This window comes from Thauera sedimentorum, from assembly GCF_014489115.1.
Lineage (GTDB): Bacteria > Pseudomonadota > Gammaproteobacteria > Burkholderiales > Rhodocyclaceae > Pseudothauera > Pseudothauera sedimentorum.
The window spans coordinates 89088-108154 of sequence record NZ_JACTAH010000003.1 but is presented as its reverse complement, the minus strand read 5'-3'; the positions used below and the strand labels follow the sequence as shown (position 1 = coordinate 108154).

The following is a 19067-nucleotide window of genomic DNA, read 5'->3' as shown; positions in this document are numbered from 1 at the left end:
CGAGGGTCAGCGCCCGGGGCGGGCAATCAGGCGGAAGTCCTCGCCCACCGCCCGCAGATCGACTAGCTTCAGCCGAAGGGCGCGGTCGAGTGCGGCGAGTTCGGGCAGGCGGAACAGTCCCTGTGCGGCTTCGCCGACCAGCATCGGCGCAAAGTACATCAGCAGCTCATCCACGCAGCCTTCGCGCAGCAGCGAGCCGTTGAGACCGAAGCCGGCCTCGACGTGCACCTCGTTGAGGCCGCGCCGGCCCAATTCCTGCAGCAGCGCAGGGAGGTCGACCTTGCCGGCGGCGTCGGGCAGGCGGAGCAACTCCGCGCCGCGCTCGCGCAGGGCCGCGGTTCTTTCGGCATCGTCCGTCGCGGTGGCGATCAGGCAGTGTCCGCCGGCAAGGATGCGCGCCTCGGGGGATACCTCAAGGCGGGCGTCGACCAGCACCCGCAGCGGCTGGCGGCTGCAGGGCACCGCGCGTACCGACAGCTGGGGGTCGTCGGCGCGCACCGTGCCGATGCCGGTGAGCACGGCGCAGGCACGCGCACGCCAGCGGTGGCCGTCTTGCCGCGCGGCCTCGCCGGTGATCCACTGGCTGACTCCGTTGTTGAGCGCCGTCTTGCCGTCCAGGGTGGAGGCGGTCTTCATCCGCAGCCAGGGGCGGCCGCGGGTCATGCGCGAGATGAAGCCGATGTTGAGTTCATGGGCCTGCGCCTGCAGCAGTCCGGCTGCGGTGTCGATGCCGGCGGCGCGCAGGCGGGCGAGGCCCTTGCCGGCGACCTGCGGATTGGGGTCTTCCATTGCCGCGATTACGCGCGCGACGCCGGCCGCGACCAGGGCGTCGGCACATGGCGGGGTGCGCCCGTGGTGCGAGCAGGGCTCCAGCGTGACGTAGGCGGTGGCGCCGTGCGCCCGCTCGCCGGCGGCGCGTAGCGCATGGACCTCGGCGTGCGGTTCGCCGGCGCGTTCGTGCCAGCCTTCGCCGACGATCTCGCCGTTCCTGGCCAACACACAACCTACGCGCGGATTGGGGGTGGTCGTCTCCAGCCCGCGTTCGGCCAGCGCCAGGGCGCGGGCCATCATTGCGTGGTCAGTTGCCGAAAAGGTCATGCTCGGGATCGGGCTGCTCGGGTTGCCCCTTGCGTCCGCGTCGCGGGCGGGTCTGGACCTCACGGATCACATCCGAGAATTCATCCACGTCGGCGAAGTTGCGATACACCGAGGCGAAGCGGATGTAGGCCACCTTGTCGAGCTTCTTCAGCTCCTTCATCACCAGCTCGCCGAGTTTCTCGCTCGGCACTTCCTGTTCGCCCATGGACAGCAGGCGGGCCTCGATGCGGTCTACCGCCGCTTCCAGCGCCTCGGTGGTCACCGGGCGCTTGCGCAGCGCGAGTTGCATGCTGCCGGCGAGCTTGGCGTGGTCGAATTCGGTACGGTTGCCGTTGCGCTTGACGATGTGCGGCATCTTGAGATCGATGCGCTCATAGGTGGTGAAACGCTTGTCGCACTTCGGGCAGCGCCGGCGTCGGCGAACGACGTCCCCGTCCTCGTTCTCGCGAGTGTCGGTGACCTGGGTGTTGGGATCGCCGCAGAAGGGGCACTTCATGGCAGGTGCCGGCGCTGGATGCCCGGGCGGGCGGCGAAGTGAACGCCGCCCGCCCGAAGGCTCACTTGCCGTAGACCGGGAAGCGGGCGCACAGCTCGGCCACCTGGCCGCGCACGCGCTCGATCACCGCCTGGTCTTCCGGCGCGTCGAGCACGTCCGCGATCAGGTGGGCGATCTTCTCGGCTTCGATCTCGGTGAAGCCGCGGGTGGTCATCGCCGGCGAGCCGATGCGGATGCCGGAGGTGACGAAGGGCTTCTCCGGATCCTTGGGGATGGAGTTCTTGTTCACCGTGATGTGGGCGCTGCCCAGCAGCGCTTCGGCAGCCTTGCCGGTGATGTTCTTGGAGCGCAGGTCGACCAGGAAGACGTGGCTCTCGGTGCGGCCGGAGATGATGCGCAGGCCGCGCTCCTCGCCGAGCACGCGCGCCATCACGCGGGCGTTGGCGATCACCTGTTCCTGGTAGTTGCGGAAACCGGGGGTGGCGGCTTCCTTGAAGGCCACCGCCTTGGCGGCGATCACGTGCTCCAGCGGGCCGCCCTGCAGGCCGGGGAAGATGGCGGAGTTGATCGCCTTCCCGTGCTCGGCGCGCATCAGGATGATGCCGCCGCGCGGGCCGCGCAGGGTCTTGTGGGTGGTCGACGTGACCACGTCGGCGTGCGGCACCGGGTTGGGGTAGTAGCCCGCGGCGATCAGGCCGGCGTAGTGGGCCATGTCCACCCAGAAGATGGCGCCGACTTCCTTGGCCACCTTGGCGAAGCGCTCGAAGTCGATGCGCAGCGAGTAGGCGGAGGCGCCGGCGATGATGATCTTGGGCTTGTGCTCGCGGGCGAGCGCTTCCATCGCCTCGTAGTCGATCTCTTCCTTCTCGTCGAGGCCGTAGGCCACCACGTTGAACCACTTGCCGGACATGTTGAGCGGCATGCCATGGGTGAGGTGGCCGCCTTCGGCGAGGCTCATGCCCATGATGGTGTCGCCCGGCTTGGCGAAGGCCATCAGCACGGCCTGGTTGGCCTGCGAGCCGGAATTCGGCTGCACGTTGGCGGCTTCCGCGCCGAACAGCGCCTTCAGGCGGTCGATGGCCAGCTGCTCGACCACGTCGACATGCTCGCAGCCGCCGTAGTAACGCTTGCCGGGATAGCCTTCCGCGTACTTGTTGGTGAGCTGGGAGCCCTGGGCTTCCATCACCGCGCAGGAGACGTAGTTTTCGGACGCGATCAGTTCGATGTGGTCTTCCTGGCGGCGGTTTTCCGCCTGCACGGCGGCCCACAGCTCCGGATCGACCTTGGCGAGGGTGTCTTGCGAGGAGAACATTCGACAGGCTCGGAAGGGTTGTTTTAAAAGCGGATATTACCATGCGCCCAAAGGGTGCATGGTGCGTTGTGCAGTGCGGGAGGCGGGCTCAGGCGTTGGACAGTTCGTCGCGGGCGCAGTCCAGGTGGGACTGGTCGGCCCAGGAGACGAGGTGCCAGCGGTCGCCGGCGATTTCCAGCCAGTTCAGCGCGGCGTTGGGGATGGCGAAGTCGCGTGCCGTGTCGAGCGGCTTGCCGGTTGCCAGCCGTCGGGCGATGTCGAGCACGCCACCGTGGGTGACGACCAGCACCTGCTCGCCCGGGTGGCGTCGGGCAATCGCCAGCAGCGCATCGCGGATGCGTCCGGCAAAAACCGCCAGGCTCTCGCCGCCGCCGGGGAAGACGAAGTCAGGATCGCGCGCGAGGAAGCGCGCGTACTCCTGGGGGTGGCGCGCCTGTGCCTCTTCGTAGGTCAGTCCCTGGAAGAGGCCGTAGTGACGTTCGCGCAGGCGGCTGTCGGCGATCACTTCGAGCGACAGCGCTTCGGCGGTGGCATGGGCGGTCTGGCGGGCGCGCAGCAAGTCGCTGGCGTAGGCGGCTGCGAAACGGTGCCGGGCCAGCACGGCCGCGGTGTCGCGGGCCTGGACCTCCCCCCGGTCGTTCAGGGGGATGTCCAGGTGGCCTTGAAGGCGTCGTTCCGCGTTCCAGGCCGTCTCGCCGTGACGGACCAGGCACAGCGTGGTGGGGCTCACCATCCGCCGTTGTCACCGCCGGCCGGGGCGCCCCAGCCACCGTCGGACGGCGGCGCCTGGATCTGGATGGTGTCGAGATCGACCTTGACCTTTTCGTCCAGGTTGCCGGTGACCAACTCCGGGAAGGCGATGATCAGCGCAAGCATGAAGACCTGGATGCACACGAAGGCCACCGAGCCGCGGTAGATCTGCGTGGTCTTCACGCCGTCGGTGCGCTTGCCGGTGACCCGGTCGATGAAGGCGCCGACCGGTGCCACGCTGCGCAGGTAGAACAGCGCGAAGCCGAAGGGGGGCGTCAGGAAGGAGGTCTGCAGGTTGAGCGCGATCATCACGCCGAACCAGATCAGGTCGATCCCCAGCTTTTCAGCCACCGGGGCGAGCAGCGGAATCAGGATGAAGGCGATCTCGAAGAAGTCGAGGAAGAAGCCCAGGAAGAAGATCACCGCATTCACGAAGATCAGGAAGCCGATCTGGCCACCGGGCAGCTTGTCGAACAGGTGCTCGACCCACTCCTTGCCGTCCATCGCGGTGAAGGTGAAGCTGAACACGGTCGCGCCGATCAGGATGAACAGCACGAACACCGACAGCCTGGTCGTGGATTCGAGCGCCTCGCGCAGCTTGAGCATGTCCAGACGCTTGCGCGACAGGGCCATGAGCATGGCGCCCAACGCGCCCATCGCACCGCCTTCGGTCGGGGTCGCAATGCCGAGGAAGATCGTGCCGAGCACCAGGAAGATCAGCGCGAGCGGCGGTACCAGTACGAAGGTGAAACGCTCGGCGATCTGCGAGAGCAGCCCGAGGCGCAGCAGGCGGTTGAGGCCGGCAAGCAGCAGGGCGAGCGCAGTGCCGAAGGTCAGGGCGATGACCACGACCTCTTCCAGCGTGGTCACTACTTCGCGGCCTTCGAGGGCGCCGAGGATGTTGTCGTAATAGGCCCCGAAAAGCACCGAAATGCCGATGATCAGGGACAGGAACAGGACGAGCGAGCGCAGGCCCGATGCGCCGTTGGGCTCGCGGTAGCGGATCGCCTCCGGCGGCAGGGCGGGAACCATCTTCGGGCGGAAGATCGCCAACCCGATGACGAACAGGGCGTACAGGCCGACCAGCATGAAGGCCGGAATGAATGCACCCTTGTACATCTCGCCCACGCTGCGGCCGAGCTGGTCGGCCATGACGATCAGCACCAGCGACGGCGGAATGGCCTGGGCCAGCGTGCCGGAGGCAGTGATGACGCCGCAGGCGATCGGCCGGCTGTAGCCGTAGCGCAGCATGATGGGCAGCGAGATCAGGCCCATGGAGATCACCGAGGCCGCCACCACGCCGGTGGTCGCGGCCAGCAGCGCGCCGACGAAGATCACGGCGATCGCCAGGCCGCCACGCACCGGGCCGAACACCTGGCCGGCGGTGTCGAGCAGATCCTCGGCCATGCCGCTGCGCTCGAGGATCAGGCCCATCAGGGTGAAGAACGGGATGGCCAGCAGGATGTCGTTCTGCATGATGCCGAACACGCGCAGCGGCAGGGCCTGGAACAGGGTGCCGTGCAGCAGGCCGAGCTCCATGCCGATGAAGCCGAACAGCAGGCCGCAGGCCGACAGCGCGAAGGCGACGGGGAAACCGGACAGGAGGAAGAAGACCACCGATCCGAACATGATCGGGGCGAGGTTGGCAGCGACGAATTCCATCATTTGCGGGCCTCGCCCGGAGCGTTTTCGGTGGTGTCCTGGGTGACGGCAGGCGGAGCAGCGTGCGCATCGGGTTCGTGCGCGAGGGGGTCCGGGCCGGCACCGGCGAGGTAGGCGATGCGCTTGAAGAGCTCGGAGATGCCCTGCAGGGCGAGCAGCGCGAAGCCTGCCGGCACCAGGGCGAACAAGGGCCAGCGGATCAGGCCGCCGGCGTTCGAGGACATCTCGCCGGTTTCATAGGCGGAGGTCAGCACCGGCCAGGCGAAAACGGAAAGCAGATAGCACATCGGCAGCAGGAAGAAGAGGATGCCGCCGATGTCGATGAGGGTTCGGGTGCGCTTGGACAGCTTGTTGGCCAGTACGTCGATGCGTACATGGGCGTTCTGCAGGAATGCGTATCCCGCGCCGAGCATGAACACGGCTGCGAACAGATACCACTGGATCTCGAGAAAGGCGTTCGAGCCGACGTTGAACAGCTTGCGAGCGATTGCGTTGGCGGCACTGATCAGCGTCGCGGCGAGGATCAGCCAGATGAGCGTCTGGCCGACCAGTCGCGTGAGGCGATCGATCATGCGTGAGAGCTTGAGCAGCATTCCCATTGGGGGCGGAGGTCCTGCAGTAGAGCTTGGCGTCGGTTGGCGACACCTGAAACGGGGCGGCCGTCAGACGGCCGCCCCGACGAACGACGCCCCAGGCGAGGCCCGGGGCGTTGAAGGGCTGAATCAGCCGAGGCGCTGGGCCGACATGTACTGGTCGTAGCTGCCGTCGGCGATCGGCGCCCACTGGTACTGGTCGGCCAGGAACTTGGAATAGTCGCCGTAGATCTTCTTCCAGTTGGCGTTCTTGTCGTTCAGCTCGGCGTAGACCTCGCGCGAGGCCTTGAACGCGGCATCCATCACGTCACGCGGGAAGCGGTTCAGCTTGGCGCCTTCGGCGATCAGCTGCTTGAGCGCGGTCGGGTTGCGCGCGTCGTACATGGCCTGCATGTTGACGTGGGCGTGCGACGCGGCGCTGGTGACGATCGCCTTGTACTCCGGCGACAGGCCGTTCCACTGCTTGTCGTTGATGTACAGCGACAGCTGGGCGCCGCCTTCCCACCAACCCGGGTAGTAGTAGAAGGGCGCGACCTTGTGGAAACCGAGCTTGAGGTCGTCGTACGGGCCCACCCACTCGGTGGCGTCGATGGTGCCGCGCTCCAGCGACTGGTAGATCTCGCCGCCGGGGATGTTCTGCGGCACGCCGCCGACCTTGGCCAGCACCCGGCCGCCGAAGCCGCCGATACGCATCTTCAGGCCGTTGAGGTCGGCTACCGACTTGATCTCCTTGCGGTACCAGCCGCCCATCTGCGCGCCGGTGTTGCCCATCGGGAAGTTCACGATGCTGTACTGCGAGTAGAAGTCGCGCATCAGCTTCATGCCGTTGCCCTGATACATCCACGCGCTGAGCGAACGGGAGCTCATGCCGAACGGAATCGCGCAATCGAAGGCGAAGGTCTCGTCCTTGCCGAAGAAGTAGTACGGAGCGGTGTGGGCGCACTCGATGGTGCCCTGCTGAACCGCGTCGACCACGCCGAAGGCCGGAACCAGCTCGCCGCCGGCATGCACGGAGATGACGAACTTGCCGCCGGTGGCATCCGAAACCTGCTTGGCGAACACTTCGGCCGCGCCGTAGATGGTGTCCAGCGATTTCGGGAAGCTGGAAGCCAGACGCCAGCGGATCTGCTGCTGGGCCTGAACCAGGGCGGGGGCGGAGCCCGCGGCGAGGATACCGGCCAGACCAGCGCTCTTCATGAATTTGCGACGTTCCACGATCTCTCCTTTGCTTGTGATGTTATTGCGAAGCGAGACCGATTATAGGGATTCGACCCCCGTGGAAAACCGCGGAAAACCCTAACCTTGTTCGTAGTGCGTGGCGGCGCAGCGGCTCAGCGCCCGGCGATCTTCATGCGTTCGATCAGCAGCGAGCCGCAATGCTTCGCGCCGCGCGGCAGGGCGTCGTTGCCCACCGCGACGATGCTGGTGAACATGTCGCGCAGGTTGCCGGCGATGGTGATCTCTTCCACCGGATGCTTGATGCGCCCTTTCTCCACCCAGAAGCCGGCCGCGCCACGCGAGTAGTCGCCGGTGACGTAGTTCACCCCGTGGCCGAGCAGTTCGGTGACCACCAGGCCGCGCTCCATCTTCTTCACCAGACCGGCGAAATCGAGTTCGCCCGCCGCCACCCGCAGGTTGTGCGAGCCGCCGGCATTGCCGGTGGTCTGCATGCCGAGCTTGCGGGCCGTGTAGGTGGACAGGAAATAACCCTGCAGCATGCCATCCACCACCACATCGCGGTCGTGGGTGGCCACGCCGTCGCTGTCGAAGGGGCTGCTGCCGAAGGCGCCGCGCAGGTGCGGGCGTTCGGCGATGTTGATGATCGGCGAGAAGACCTGCTTGCCCAGGCTGTCGAGCAGGAAGGAGGACTTGCGGTACAGCGCGCCGCCGCTCACCGCCTGGACGAAGTTGCCGATCAGCCCGACGGCCAGCGGTGCCTCGAACAGCACCGGCACCTCGCAGGTGCGGATCTTCTTCGCGCCCAGGCGGGCCACCGCGCGTTCGGCGGCACGGCGGCCGACGTCCTCGGCGCTCATCAACTCGTCCGCCTTGCGCCGGCTGTCGTACCAGTACTCGCGCTGCATGCCGTCGCCTTCGCCGGCGATCACCGAGCAGGACAGGCCGTGACGGGTGGTGGCATAGCCGCCCATGAAGCCCAGGCTGTTGGCCGAGACGAAATGCGAGCGCTGCGCCGACACCGAGGCGCCCTCGGAGTTGCTCACCTTGTCGCTGGTGGCGAAGGCGGCCTCCTCGCAGCGGTGGGCGAGCGCTATGGCCTGGTCCACGCTGAGCGCCCAGGGGTGATCGAGATCGAGGTCCGGGCAGTCCTTCGCCAGCAGCGCCGCGTCGGCCAGGCCGGCGCAGGGGTCGGGCGCGGTGAAGCGGGCGATCGACACCGCCGCCTCCACGGTGGCCTTGAGCGCCTTGCGCGAGAAGTCCGAGGTGCTCGCGTGGCCGCGCTGCTGGCCGACATAGACGGTGACGCCGATGCCCTTGTCGCGGTTGTACTCGATGGTGTCCACCTCGCCGCGGCGCACCGTGACGGTCTGCCCGACACCTTCCGAGACGTCGGTCTCGCAGGCCGAGGCGCCGCGCTTGCGGGCGAACTTCAGCACATCGGCGGCAATCTCCTGCAGCTGTTCATGGGAGAAGGCGAAATCTTGAGCGGACATGGGCGTGGGACCGAAAGGCGCAAAGGCTATAATCTTACCCCGATCACACCTCCACCCCGATTCCATGACGCACGACCACCACGACGGCGACTTCCACGAGTACGACGGGCCGAGCAAGAGCCAGCGCAAGCGGGACATGCACGCGCTGCAGGACCTGGGCGAACAGCTGGTCGCGCTGTCGGTCGAGCGCCTGCGCAAGGTGCCGATGCCCGAGGAGCTGTTCGACGCGGTACGCGATGCCCAGCGCTTTACCGCGCACGGCGCACGGCGCCGCCAGATGCAGTACATCGGCAAGCTGATGCGCAACATCGACCCGGAACCCATCCAGGCGCAGCTCGACGCCTTCAACGGCGTCTCGCGTGCCGAAACCGCGCGCCAGCACCGGCTGGAGAAGCTGCGCACCGACCTGCTCGAGGACGAGAAGGTGATCGGTACCGTGGCCGAGACCTGGCCGCAGGCCGATCTCCAGCACCTGCGCACGCTGCGCCGCAACGCGCTCAAGGAGCGCGAGCAGAACAAGCCGCCGCGGGCCTTCCGCGAGCTGTTCCGCGTGCTGCGCGAACTGGACGAAGGCGCACGCGCTGCGCAGGCCGAGCAGCAGGAGATTTCCGGGGACGAGGAATGAGCGACACGATGCGCATCGGCCTGCTGTCGATCAGCGATCGCGCCTCCGACGGCACCTACGAGGACCAGGGCATCCCGGCGCTGCGCGACTGGCTGGGCCGGGCGCTGCGCTCGCCCTGGGAAGCGGTGACCCGCCTGATTCCGGACGAACGCGAGCGCATCGAACGCACGCTGATCGAACTGGCCGACCGTGAAGGCTGCAAGCTGATCCTGACCACCGGCGGCACCGGTCCGTCGCCGCGCGACGTCACGCCCGAGGCCACGCTGGCGGTGGCCGACAAGGAGATGCCCGGCTTCGGCGAGGAGATGCGCCGCATCAGCCTGAACTTCGTGCCCACCGCCATCCTGTCGCGCCAGGTCGCGGTGATTCGCGGCCAGACGCTGATCGTGAACCTGCCCGGCCAGCCCAAGTCCATCCGCGAGACCCTGGAAGGCGTGCGCGCGGCCGACGGCAGCGTGAGCCACGTGGGCATCTTCGCCGCGATTCCCTACTGCGTGGACCTGATCGGCGGGCCGTACATGGAAACCGACGAGTCGGTGATCAAGGCCTTCCGGCCGAAGAGCGCGATCCGTCCGCGCCCGTAGGCGCGGCGCTGCTTGCACACGACAGGGCCCATTCGCCCGTATGAGCGGCCTTGGCCGCGATGCGGCGATCGGCTCATCAACGGCCGTATCGCGGCCAAGGCCGCTTCTACCGGGGCACGATGCGGATCACCTTGCCCTTGAACTGCGGCGAACCCGGAGTGCCGGCCGCCAGCTGCCGGCGCCGCTCCAGCTCGCGCCACCAGCCGCGCATGCCCAGCAAGGCCGCCAGCACCAGCGCATAGAGCAGGGGCTCGAGCACATCGGCCTTCACCAGCCACCAGAAATGCACCACGCCGAGAACGGCGATGGCGTACACCGAACGGTGCAGCGCCTGCCAGCGCCGCCCGCCGAGGCGGCGGATGGCGAAGGCGTTGGAGGTGGCGGCCAGCGGCACCATCAGCACGAAGGCGGCGAAGCCCACGGTTACATAGGGGCGTTCGAGGATGTCCTCGGCGATCGGCGTCCAGTCGAACCACAGGTCCAGCCACAGCCAGTTGGCCAGGTGGGCGCAGGCCCAGGCAAAGGCGAACAGCCCCAGCATGCGGCGCAGGCGCAGCAGCCAGTGCAGGCCGGTGAGCCGGCGCAGCGGGGTCACTGCGAGGGTGATCAGCAGCATGCGCAGCGTCCATTCGCCGGTGCCGCGCTGCAGGGCCTCGATCGGGTTGGCGCCCAGCGTGTCGCCGAACCAGCCTGCGGCGAGCAGCACCGCGGGCAGCAGGCAAAGCAGGAAGACGAAGGCCTTGGTGGCGGCGATCTGGCGTGCGGAGGGGGTGCGCAGGTTCATCGGTGCTCGTGGGTCAGAAGTTCTTCTTGAGGTCCATGCCCTGGTAGAGCTGGGCCACCTGTTCGGCGTAGCCGTTGAACATCAGCGTGCGCCGGCGGCGCAGTTCGCCGATGCGCCGCTCGGTGGCCTGGCTCCAGCGCGGATGGCGGACCTCGGGATTGACGTTGGAGTAGAAGCCGTACTCGTGCGGGGCGGCCTTGTTCCAGGCGGTGGCGGGCTGCTTGTCGGTGAGCCGGATGGCGACCAGCGACTTGGCGCTCTTGAAACCGTATTTCCACGGCACCACCACGCGCAGCGGCGCGCCATTCTGCGCCGGCAGCACCTCGCCGTACAGGCCGAAGGTGAGCAGGGTGAGCGGGTGCAGGGCCTCGTCCAGGCGCAGACCCTCGGTGTAGGGCCAGTCCAGCACCGGCCGGCGCAGCATGATCTGCGGGTCGTAGTGGGTGACGAACTCCACATACTTTGCGCTGCCCTGCGGCTCCACCGCACGCAGCAGGGCGGCCAGCGGATAACCGACCCAGGGCACCACCATGGACCAGGCCTCCACGCAGCGCAGGCGATAGATGCGCTCTTCAAGCGGGGCGAGCTTGCGCAACGTATCGATCTCGAAGGTCCGCGGCTTGTTGACCAGGCCCTCGACGCGCACGGTCCACGGCTCCAGCGCCATGCGCGATGCGTTCTTGGCAGGGTCTTCCTTGTCGGTGCCGAATTCGTAGAAGTTGTTGTAGCTCGTCACCGCGTCGTAGGGGGTGCGCTCCTCGTCGGTGCCGTAGGGGCCGGCGAGCAGCGGGCCGAGCGCGCTCGCCGCACGCGCCTCGGGCAACAGGCCGTGCCACAGCGCCGCCCCGGCGGCCAGGCCCAGGCCGGCGCGGCGGATGAAGTCGCGCCGGCTGTCGAAGAATTCGCGCGGGGTGATCTCGGAAGGCAGGATGTCTGTGGGGCGTCTGATGAGCATGATGTGGATCTCGCGGGACTATGCCGTCTGGTCGCCCTGGCGTGCGCAAACCTTACAGGCGGCGGCCGGCTTGTGACCCCGTCCCATCGGCCGAGGTTCAATCCGGCTGGACGTGCAGCCGGGACGGGCTGCTAGAATCGCCAGTTCCCCCAACGACAGTGCAAGAGTAAGCCATGTCCGCCTCGGTCAAGATCCATATCGACGACGTCCGCATCCAGGAGATCAAGGAGCTCGTGCCGCCGGCGCACGTGCTGCGCGAGTTTCCGGCCAGCCACAAGGCCGCGGAAGTCGCCTACGAGGCGCGCCAGGCGATCCACCGCATCCTCTACGGCGCGGACGACCGCCTGCTGGTGGTGATCGGCCCGTGCTCCATTCATGACACCGACGCGGCGCTGGAATACGCCGACCGCCTGAAGAAGGAAGCCGACCGCCTCAAGGACGACCTGCTGGTGGTGATGCGGGTGTACTTCGAGAAGCCGCGCACCACGGTGGGCTGGAAGGGGCTGATCAACGACCCCTACCTGGACAACAGCTTCCGCATCAACGAAGGCGTGCGCCTGGCGCGCAAGCTGTTGTGGGAGATCAACGAACGCGGCCTGCCGGCGGGCACCGAGTTCCTCGACATGATCACCCCGCAGTACATCGCCGACCTGATCTCCTGGGGGGCGATCGGCGCGCGCACCACCGAGAGCCAGGTGCACCGCGAACTGGCCTCCGGCCTGTCCTGCCCGGTGGGCTTCAAGAACGGCACCGACGGCAACGTGAAGATCGCCATCGATGCGATCAAGGCCGCGCAGTCGCCGCACCACTTCCTGTCGGTCACCAAGGCCGGCCACTCGGCCATCGTGTCGACCCGCGGCAACGAGGACTGCCACGTCATCCTGCGCGGCGGCAAGGCGCCCAACTACGACGCTCCCAGTGTGGACGCGGCGTGCAAGGAACTGGCCGCCGCCGGCGTGCCGGGCAAGGTGATGATCGACTTCTCGCACGCCAACTCCAGCAAGCAGCACCGCCGCCAGATCGATGTGGCGCGTGACGTGGGCGGGCAGATGGCCGCCGGCGACGAGCGCATCATCGGCGTGATGGTCGAATCCCACCTCAAGGAAGGCCGCCAGGACCTGGTGCCGGGCAAGGAGCTGGAATACGGCAAGAGCATCACCGATGCGTGCATCGGCTGGGAAGACAGCATCGAGGTGCTCGACATCCTCGCCGAAGCGGCGCGCGCGCGCCGGGTCAAGCGCGCGGCCGAGATGGAGTGAGGTTCCGGTAGTCGTCCGGCAGCCGGGCGGTCGCCGGTTCTCGAAACCCGGTGCTTGCGCCGCTGCCGGGTGAATCCCGGCAAGGCGAGCCGGCTCTTGCGATGGCCTCAGGCAGCGAGCCGGTTCACCTCTACGGTCACATGGACCAGTTCCTCGTGGATGCCCAGGCGCTGCCTGAAAAATGAAGGCGTGGCGTCCGCGCTGGTCGCCACGCCGAGGATGCAGGCGTATTTTCCGCGGCCGACCCGCCAGACATGGAGGTCGGTGATTTCGGCCTCGATGCCGCATTCCGCCACCACCTCGCGGATCTCCGCGACCACCGGCGCGTCCATCTCCGCGTCGAGCAGGGCGCGTCCGGTGTCGCGCAGCAGGCCGTAGGCCCACGCCGCGACCAGGCCGGCGCCGACGATGCCCATGACCGGGTCCAGCCAGTCGGCACCCCACAGCATGCCGCCGAACAGGGCGACGATGGCCAGCAATGAGGTGGCGGCGTCCGCGAGCACGTGAAGATAGGCCGCGCGCAGGTTGAGGTCGTGATGAGCGTGCCCGTGGCCATGCTCATGCCCATGCCCATGCCCATGGTCGTGATGGTGGGAATGATGATGGTGGCCGTCGCGAAGCAGCCAGGCGCAGGCCAGGTTCACCAGCAGGCCGGCGGCGGCGATGGCGATCGCCTGCTGGTAATGGATGGCGACCGGCGACACCAGTCGCTCGACCGAGTGGTAGAGCATCAGCGCTGCGACCCCGAGCAGGAACAGGGCGCTGGTGTAGCCGCCGAGGATCTCGATCTTCCAGGTGCCGAAGGCAAAGCGCCGGTCCTGCGCGTAGCGGCGCGCCGCACCATAGGCCAGCAGCGACAGGCCCAGCGCCAGCGCATGGGAGCTCATGTGCCAGCCGTCCGCAAGCAGGGCCATCGAGTTGAACACATAGCCGCCGATGATCTCGACCACCATCATCGCGGCGGTCAGCGCCACCGCGCGGCGGGTGTTGCGCTCGGCCAGCGGGTTGCCTTCGTCGAAGGTGTGGGTGTGTTTCCAGTCGGCGGTGGCTGAGGTGTTCATGGTCGAATCTGCGCGTATCGGGCCGGTGAGATACTATACCCCAGTATATATTCAGCAAGGAGGGCGGCAGCGATGGCGCATACCGTGAAGGGACAGAAGCAGCTCCTGACCCGTGTCCGGCGCATCAAGGGGCAGGCCGAGGCGCTGGAGAAGGCCTTGGGCCAGCAGGCGGAGTGTTCGGCGGTCCTGCAGCAGATCGCGGCGATCCGTGGGGCGGTCAATGGCCTGATGGCCGAGGTGCTGGAAGGACACATCCGCGAGCACCTCGGGAGGCAGGACGCCACACCGCAGGAACGGGCGGACGATGTGGAGCAGGTGGTCGGTGCCTTGCGCTCCTACATGAAGTGAGTGCGCCGCGCGCCCTCAGTGCATGGTCCCGGCGCCGCGCGGCGGGGTTTCGCAGTAGCCCCAGAGCATGGCCCAGTCGTATTCGGGCAGCCGGCGCACCTGGTCGTCGTGGGCGTAACCCTGGATGCGGATGTCCTGCGCGCCGAGCGGGCGGCGCTGCGGCTGGGGGTGGATGCGGCCGCCGGGGGCGAGCAGCGACAGGGCCTCGCGCGGCGCGCCGCCGCCGCTGCGGCGGTTGACGATGGCCAGCTCGCCGTTCGACAGGCGCACCATGCTGCCGGGTGGAAAGCGCCCCAGGCGGTCGACGAGCAGGCGGGCGAGATGGTGGTCGAGCTGGCGCAGGTCGTCGCCGAAGACATGCTCGACCAGCTGGCTGCGGGTGCCGGTCCGGGCCAGATTCCAGTAATGCGGGCTTCTGCCGCGCCGGCCGAGCAGGCGGGCGGCGAACACATCCGCCACGCGCAGGATGCGCGCACCCAGGGAAATCTCGCTGCGCTGCAGGCCGCGCGGATAGCCGCTGCCGTCGATGTTTTCGTGATGTTCGGCGACCGCGCGCAGCCAATCGGCCGGCAAGGGGCCGAGTCGGGCGAGTACCCCCGCGGCGTGCAGGGGGTGGCCGAGGAGTGCATCGCGCCCGCTTTCGTCCGGTGCCTCGCTTCGTGCGTGCATGCGGTCGTGCAGGGCGAGGCTGCCCAGGTTCATGGTGAGCGCGGCGCCCACCAGGTTGCCGACCGCTTCGTGCGGCAGGCCGTGCGCATGGCCGATCTCGGCGGCGAACAGGGCGGTCAGGATCAGCTGGCCAATCGCCGGCGAGGCCGGGCGGGCGAGGCGTGCATGGCCGATGCAGGCGTCGGGGTCGAAGCGCCAGGCCGAATGGCATTGCGCGGCCAGGTCGATGAAGGTGTCGGCGGTCGGCGCGTCTCCGCTGGCGACCAGGCCCTCCAGCACCGCGAGCGCTTCCCCGATGTCGCGCAGCGTGCGCAGCGGCGCCTGGTGGGCGGCGTGGGGCGCGTTGTTCGCGCGGCAGTACAGGCGCCGCGCCGCAGGGGCGGCCAGCATGTGCTGGCCGAGCGGTCGGCCCTGGCGTAGCAGCAGGTTGCCGCGTTCGTCGAACAGGTCGAAGGGGGCGACACCGCCGGCAAGGGTCGGCGGCAGGACAACGGGGCGCAGGATGGAGGCGGACATGGCTGGTGTTTCCGTGCTTGCCGGCGTGGCCAACATGGCCGCACCGTGCACGCTCTTCAGCGATATCCGTGCCAGGGCAATTCCTGCCGCCCGGCGGGGTGGGGCCTCAGACGCGCAGCAGCGCGACCTTCAGCGGCGGCTTGCCGTCCACGCTGGGGAAATCCCCTTCCGGTGCGATCCACTCCACCTCGCGCAGCGGCCGCCCGGCCTTGCGGGCGCTGCGTTCCAGCTGCTCCAGCCAGGCATCGCGCTCCACCTGGGCGACGTTGTTGCAGCACACCAGGGTGCCGCCTTCCTCGGTGGCGAGCAGCGCCGGCTTGAACAGCGCGGGGTAGTCGTTGACCAGGTCGACCACGCCGAACGGGCTCCTGGCGTAGCGCGGCGGGTCGAGGAAGACGATGTCGAAGCGGTGCGCGGCGAGCTCGGGGAAGGGCGGCATGCGCTTGCCGCGTACCACCTTGGGCTGGCCGATGCCGGCGTACTGGCGCAGGGCGGCGAAGGCGTCCGACTTGATGAAGCGCACCCGGATCGGCAGCTCGTTGAGGCGGGCGTTGTCCTTGCCCACCGCGAGGCTGGATTCGGCGAAGTCGACGTTCACCACATGGCGCGCGCCGGCCTTGGCCGCGGCCACGCCCACGCCGCAGGTGTAGGCGAACACGTTCAGCAGCGACTTGCCCCCGGCCTCCTGCATTACCCGCCGGCGGGCGGCGCGCAGGTCGAGGAAGAGCCAGGGGTCCTGTCCCGCGTGCCGTGCCTGGAAGCGGTAGCGCACCCCCAGTTCGGAGAACTCGCAGGGCGTGTGGGCCAGCGCCTGCTGCTCGGGGTGCAGCGTGTTGGCGATGCGCGAGTTGCCCGCGCTGCGGTCGTTCCAGATCAGCGGCAGGCCGGGCAGGGCGGTGGCGTAGAAGGCTTCGAGCTCGGCCAGCTGGGCCGCGTCGAGCGGACGATGGAAGGTCTGCGCCAGCAGCATCGGACCGTAGCGGTCCACGGTGAGCCCGGGCAGGCCTTCGGCGGTGCCGTGGAACAGGCGATAGGCGTCGGTCTGCTCAGCGAGCAGGCCTTCGATCAGCGGACCGCGGGCGGCGAGTGCCGTGGCGAGCAGGTCGGATAGCGGGGTGGTCATCGGCGGGTCGTCCGGCAGCGGCGGGGCGCCAGTATGCCCCAGGCGCCGCGCCGGGCGATACCGGCGCGGGCTGCAGGCCGCGGCCATTCGCGTTACGCTTGGCGGCTACCGCAATCCTGGCTGTCGCTGCCGATGTCCCGCCTGATCCTGTTCAACAAACCTTATGGCGTGCTGTGCCAGTTCACCGGCGAGCCCGGGCGCGCGACGCTGAAGGACTACATTCCGGTGCCCGGCGTGTATGCGGCGGGGCGGCTGGATACCGACAGCGAGGGCCTGCTGCTGCTCACCGACGACGGCGCCCTGCAGCACCGCATCGCCGACCCGCGCCACAAGCTGCCCAAGACCTACCTGGTGCAGGTGGAGGGCGAGCCCGACGAGGCGGCGCTGGCTGCGCTGCGTGCCGGGGTGGATCTGGGCGATTTCGTCACCCGCCCCTGCGAGGCGCGCCGGGTGGCGGCGCCGGACTGGTTGTGGCCGCGCGATCCGCCGGTGCGCTTTCGCAAGACGGTGCCGACCAGCTGGCTGGAGATCGTGCTGCGCGAGGGCAAGAACCGCCAGGTGCGACGGATGACCGCCAAGGTCGGTTTCCCCACCCTGCGCCTGCTGCGCGTGGCGATCGGCGACTGGCGGCTGGCCGGGCTCGCGCCGGGCCAGTGGCGGGCCGAAGAGGTCGAGCCGCCCGCTGCGGGACGGCCCCGGCCGGCCGGCAAGGCGACTACGAGCACCACAGGCGCCACGGCCGGGCGCGGGCGGCGGCCAGCACGTTAGAATGCCCGCGACTGAACTTCACGGATTGCCGCCATGACGTCCGCCCCGGGCCTGCGCCACGCCTTCGCCGCACTTGTCTCGACCCTGCTGCTGCCTGCGGCCCTGGCCCAGCAGGCCATGCCGCTGACCGAACTGAGCGCGGGCATGTACCGCATCGAGGCGGAGGTGGCCCACACCCCTCAGTCCCGCCAGACCGGCCTGATGAACCGCCGCATGATGCCGGCGCAGCGCGGCATGGTGTTCGTCTTCCCGCAGGCCGCGCGCCACTGCATGTGGATGAAGAACACCTTCATCCCCCTGTCGGTGGCCTTCATCGACGAGGACGGCCGCATCCTCAACATCGCCGACATGACGCCGCACAGCGAACAGAGCCACTGCGCGGCCGACGCCGCGCGCTACGCCCTGGAGATGAACCGCGGCTGGTTCGCCGACAAGGGCCTGGGCGCAGGGGCAAGGATCCGCGGGCTGGACCGGCTGCCCGCGCCGCAGTGACGCCCGGCGCGCCAAGCGCCGAATTGAAGCGTTTTCCCCCGTCTTATCGCCCGGCAAGTCTTGCCGGGTGCCGGCCATAATTGCCGCATGTCGATCTCCGTCCGCACTGACGCTCCCGCAGTGCGACGGACCCGGAGCCGGCCGTGGCCGAAGAAAGCGATCTCGAGAAGACAGAACAGCCATCACCCAGGCGACTGGAACAGGCCCGCGAGGAAGGGCAGGTTCCGCAGTCGCGCGAGCTGTCGACCTTCCTGGTGACCATCACCGGGGTGGCCATGCTGTGGCTGCTCGGCGGCTGGTTCGCCGAGCGCATGTTCATGCTGACGCGCCGGGGATTCATCTTCGAGCGCGAGGCCGCCTTCGATCACACCCTCCTGATCGACCGCCTGCAGGACGTTCTGGGCGGCGCGCTGGTGACCATGCTGCCGCTGTTCTTCGCGCTGATGATCGCCGCCGTGGCCGCTCCCATCATGCTCGGCGGCATGGTGTTCGCGCCCAAGGCGCTGGGTTTCAAGTTCGACCGCATGAACCCGATCAAGGGCTTCGGGCGCATGTTCTCGGTGCACGGCCTGATGGAGATGGTCAAGGCCATCCTCAAGGCGCTGCTGGTCGGCGGCATCGGTGCGCTGGTGCTGTGGAGCACCCGCGACCACATCTTCGACCTGATGACCGAGCCGCTCGAGGTCGGCATGCCGGATTTCGCCGACACGGTCATCTTCACCACCTTGCTGATCTCGCTCAGCCTCGGCCTGCTGGCGCTGATGGACGTGCCCTTCCAGCTCTGGCAGTACCAGAAGAAGCTGCGCATGACCAAGGAAGAGGTCAAGCGCGAGAACAAGGAGCAGGAAGGCGATCCGCAGGTCAAGGGCCGCATCCGCGCCGCGCAGCGCGAGATGGCGCGCCGTCGCATGATGGCCGCGGTGCCCGAGGCCGACGTGGTGGTGACCAACCCGACCCACTTCTCGGTGGCCCTCAAGTACGACTCGGCCAAGATGGGCGCACCCATCGTGGTGGCCAAGGGCCGCGGCGACGTGGCGCTGAAGATCCGCGAGATCGCCAAGGAACACGACGTGCCCATGCTCGAAGCGCCGCCCCTGGCCCGTGCGCTGTATGCCCACTGCGAACTGGAGCAGGCCATCCCCGGCGCGCTGTACACCGCGGTGGCCGAAGTGATGGCCTACATCTACCAGCTCAACCACTGGATGGAGAACGGCGGCCTGCCGCCCGAGGCTCCTGCCGAACTGCCGGTGCCCGAGGGTATGGACCCGGGCGCGCCCGACTGAACGACCGACTGCGACCC

At 68.3% G+C, this 19067-nt stretch carries 20 protein-coding genes; 7 read left to right on the top strand and 13 right to left on the bottom strand.

Translation table 11 applies throughout. The features are described 5' to 3' along the window. Window positions 1-6: 6 nt before the first annotated feature. The 8 genes from ribD to pmbA all read right to left on the bottom strand — a co-directional run bounded on the left by ribD (window position 7) and on the right by pmbA (window position 8583). On the bottom strand, window positions 7-1098 hold the full coding sequence (gene ribD / locus IAI53_RS17810; protein WP_187719574.1) for a bifunctional diaminohydroxyphosphoribosylaminopyrimidine deaminase/5-amino-6-(5-phosphoribosylamino)uracil reductase RibD: 1092 nt from the start codon (window positions 1096-1098) through the stop codon (window positions 7-9). Continuing rightward, a complete protein-coding gene (gene nrdR / locus IAI53_RS17805) occupies window positions 1079-1594 on the bottom strand; it encodes a transcriptional regulator NrdR (protein ID WP_187719573.1) in 516 nt (171 codons plus the stop codon). Before nrdR ends, ribD begins: the two co-directional genes overlap by 20 nt. Window positions 1595-1655: 61 nt before the next feature. Next, entirely contained in the window at window positions 1656-2906 is a 1251-nt protein-coding gene (gene glyA, locus IAI53_RS17800; protein ID WP_187719572.1) for a serine hydroxymethyltransferase, read from the bottom strand. 88 nt (window positions 2907-2994) lie between these two features. Beyond that, window positions 2995-3639 (bottom strand): histidine phosphatase family protein, encoded by a 645-nt coding sequence (locus IAI53_RS17795; RefSeq protein WP_187719571.1) that lies wholly within the window; start codon window positions 3637-3639, stop codon window positions 2995-2997. Then, window positions 3633-5321 carry a TRAP transporter large permease gene (locus tag IAI53_RS17790; RefSeq protein WP_187719570.1) on the bottom strand — a complete coding sequence of 563 codons (1689 nt, stop codon included), beginning with the start codon at window positions 5319-5321 and terminating at the stop codon, window positions 3633-3635. The genes IAI53_RS17795 and IAI53_RS17790 overlap by 7 nt, the downstream gene beginning before the upstream one ends. After that, window positions 5318-5917 carry a TRAP transporter small permease subunit gene (locus IAI53_RS17785; protein WP_187719569.1) on the bottom strand — a complete coding sequence of 200 codons (600 nt, stop codon included), beginning with the start codon at window positions 5915-5917 and terminating at the stop codon, window positions 5318-5320. Before IAI53_RS17785 ends, IAI53_RS17790 begins: the two co-directional genes overlap by 4 nt. A gap of 123 nt (window positions 5918-6040) precedes the next feature. After that, window positions 6041-7126, bottom strand: coding sequence for a TRAP transporter substrate-binding protein (locus tag IAI53_RS17780; RefSeq protein ID WP_187719568.1), 1086 nt, complete (start codon window positions 7124-7126; stop codon window positions 6041-6043). Between the two features lie 116 nt (window positions 7127-7242). Then, the gene (pmbA, locus tag IAI53_RS17775; protein WP_187719567.1) at window positions 7243-8583 is read right to left on the bottom strand and encodes a metalloprotease PmbA; all 1341 of its coding nucleotides are present in this window, start codon (window positions 8581-8583) and stop codon (window positions 7243-7245) included. Between the two features lie 64 nt (window positions 8584-8647). On the opposite strand from pmbA, the gene yjgA reads away from it, so the two are divergent. Continuing rightward, complete coding sequence (yjgA, locus tag IAI53_RS17770; RefSeq protein ID WP_187719566.1) at window positions 8648-9208, top strand: ribosome biogenesis factor YjgA; 561 nt, start codon at window positions 8648-8650, stop codon at window positions 9206-9208. Beyond that, entirely contained in the window at window positions 9205-9792 is a 588-nt protein-coding gene (mog, locus tag IAI53_RS17765) for a molybdopterin adenylyltransferase (RefSeq protein WP_187719565.1), read from the top strand. Before yjgA ends, mog begins: the two co-directional genes overlap by 4 nt. 106 nt (window positions 9793-9898) lie before the next feature. On the opposite strand, the gene msrQ is transcribed toward mog, so the two are convergent. Then, a complete protein-coding gene (msrQ, locus tag IAI53_RS17760) occupies window positions 9899-10576 on the bottom strand; it encodes a protein-methionine-sulfoxide reductase heme-binding subunit MsrQ (protein WP_187719564.1) in 678 nt (225 codons plus the stop codon). 13 nt (window positions 10577-10589) lie between these two features. After that, window positions 10590-11531: a protein-methionine-sulfoxide reductase catalytic subunit MsrP gene (msrP, locus tag IAI53_RS17755; protein WP_187719563.1), complete on the bottom strand. Its 942-nt coding sequence runs from the start codon at window positions 11529-11531 to the stop codon at window positions 10590-10592. A 173-nt stretch (window positions 11532-11704) separates the two neighbouring features. Here msrP and aroG point away from each other — a divergent pair, with 173 nt between their 5' ends. Next, window positions 11705-12790 (top strand): 3-deoxy-7-phosphoheptulonate synthase AroG, encoded by a 1086-nt coding sequence (gene aroG, locus IAI53_RS17750; protein ID WP_187719562.1) that lies wholly within the window; start codon window positions 11705-11707, stop codon window positions 12788-12790. 107 nt (window positions 12791-12897) lie between these two features. Here the strand turns inward: aroG and dmeF are convergent, their stop codons facing one another. Further along, window positions 12898-13851, bottom strand: coding sequence for a CDF family Co(II)/Ni(II) efflux transporter DmeF (gene dmeF, locus IAI53_RS17745; protein WP_187719561.1), 954 nt, complete (start codon window positions 13849-13851; stop codon window positions 12898-12900). 72 nt (window positions 13852-13923) lie between these two features. Between dmeF and IAI53_RS17740 the strand changes: the two genes are divergently transcribed. Continuing rightward, a complete protein-coding gene (locus IAI53_RS17740) occupies window positions 13924-14199 on the top strand; it encodes a metal/formaldehyde-sensitive transcriptional repressor (RefSeq protein ID WP_187719560.1) in 276 nt (91 codons plus the stop codon). A gap of 15 nt (window positions 14200-14214) precedes the next feature. Here IAI53_RS17740 and IAI53_RS17735 read toward each other — a convergent pair whose 3' ends face one another. Both IAI53_RS17735 and IAI53_RS17730 read right to left on the bottom strand, forming a co-directional pair. After that, complete coding sequence (locus IAI53_RS17735) at window positions 14215-15384, bottom strand: HD-GYP domain-containing protein (protein ID WP_187719559.1); 1170 nt, start codon at window positions 15382-15384, stop codon at window positions 14215-14217. A 106-nt stretch (window positions 15385-15490) separates the two neighbouring features. Then, entirely contained in the window at window positions 15491-16507 is a 1017-nt protein-coding gene (locus IAI53_RS17730) for a class I SAM-dependent rRNA methyltransferase (protein WP_187719558.1), read from the bottom strand. 132 nt (window positions 16508-16639) lie between these two features. On the opposite strand from IAI53_RS17730, the gene IAI53_RS17725 reads away from it, so the two are divergent. From IAI53_RS17725 to flhB, 3 genes are all read left to right on the top strand, one after another. After that, window positions 16640-17275 (top strand): rRNA large subunit pseudouridine synthase E, encoded by a 636-nt coding sequence (locus tag IAI53_RS17725; protein WP_187719557.1) that lies wholly within the window; start codon window positions 16640-16642, stop codon window positions 17273-17275. A 33-nt stretch (window positions 17276-17308) separates the two neighbouring features. Further along, entirely contained in the window at window positions 17309-17767 is a 459-nt protein-coding gene (locus IAI53_RS17720; RefSeq protein WP_432813933.1) for a DUF192 domain-containing protein, read from the top strand. A gap of 143 nt (window positions 17768-17910) precedes the next feature. Continuing rightward, window positions 17911-19050, top strand: coding sequence for a flagellar biosynthesis protein FlhB (gene flhB, locus IAI53_RS17715; RefSeq protein WP_187719556.1), 1140 nt, complete (start codon window positions 17911-17913; stop codon window positions 19048-19050). The last annotated feature ends 17 nt before the right edge of the window (window positions 19051-19067 follow it).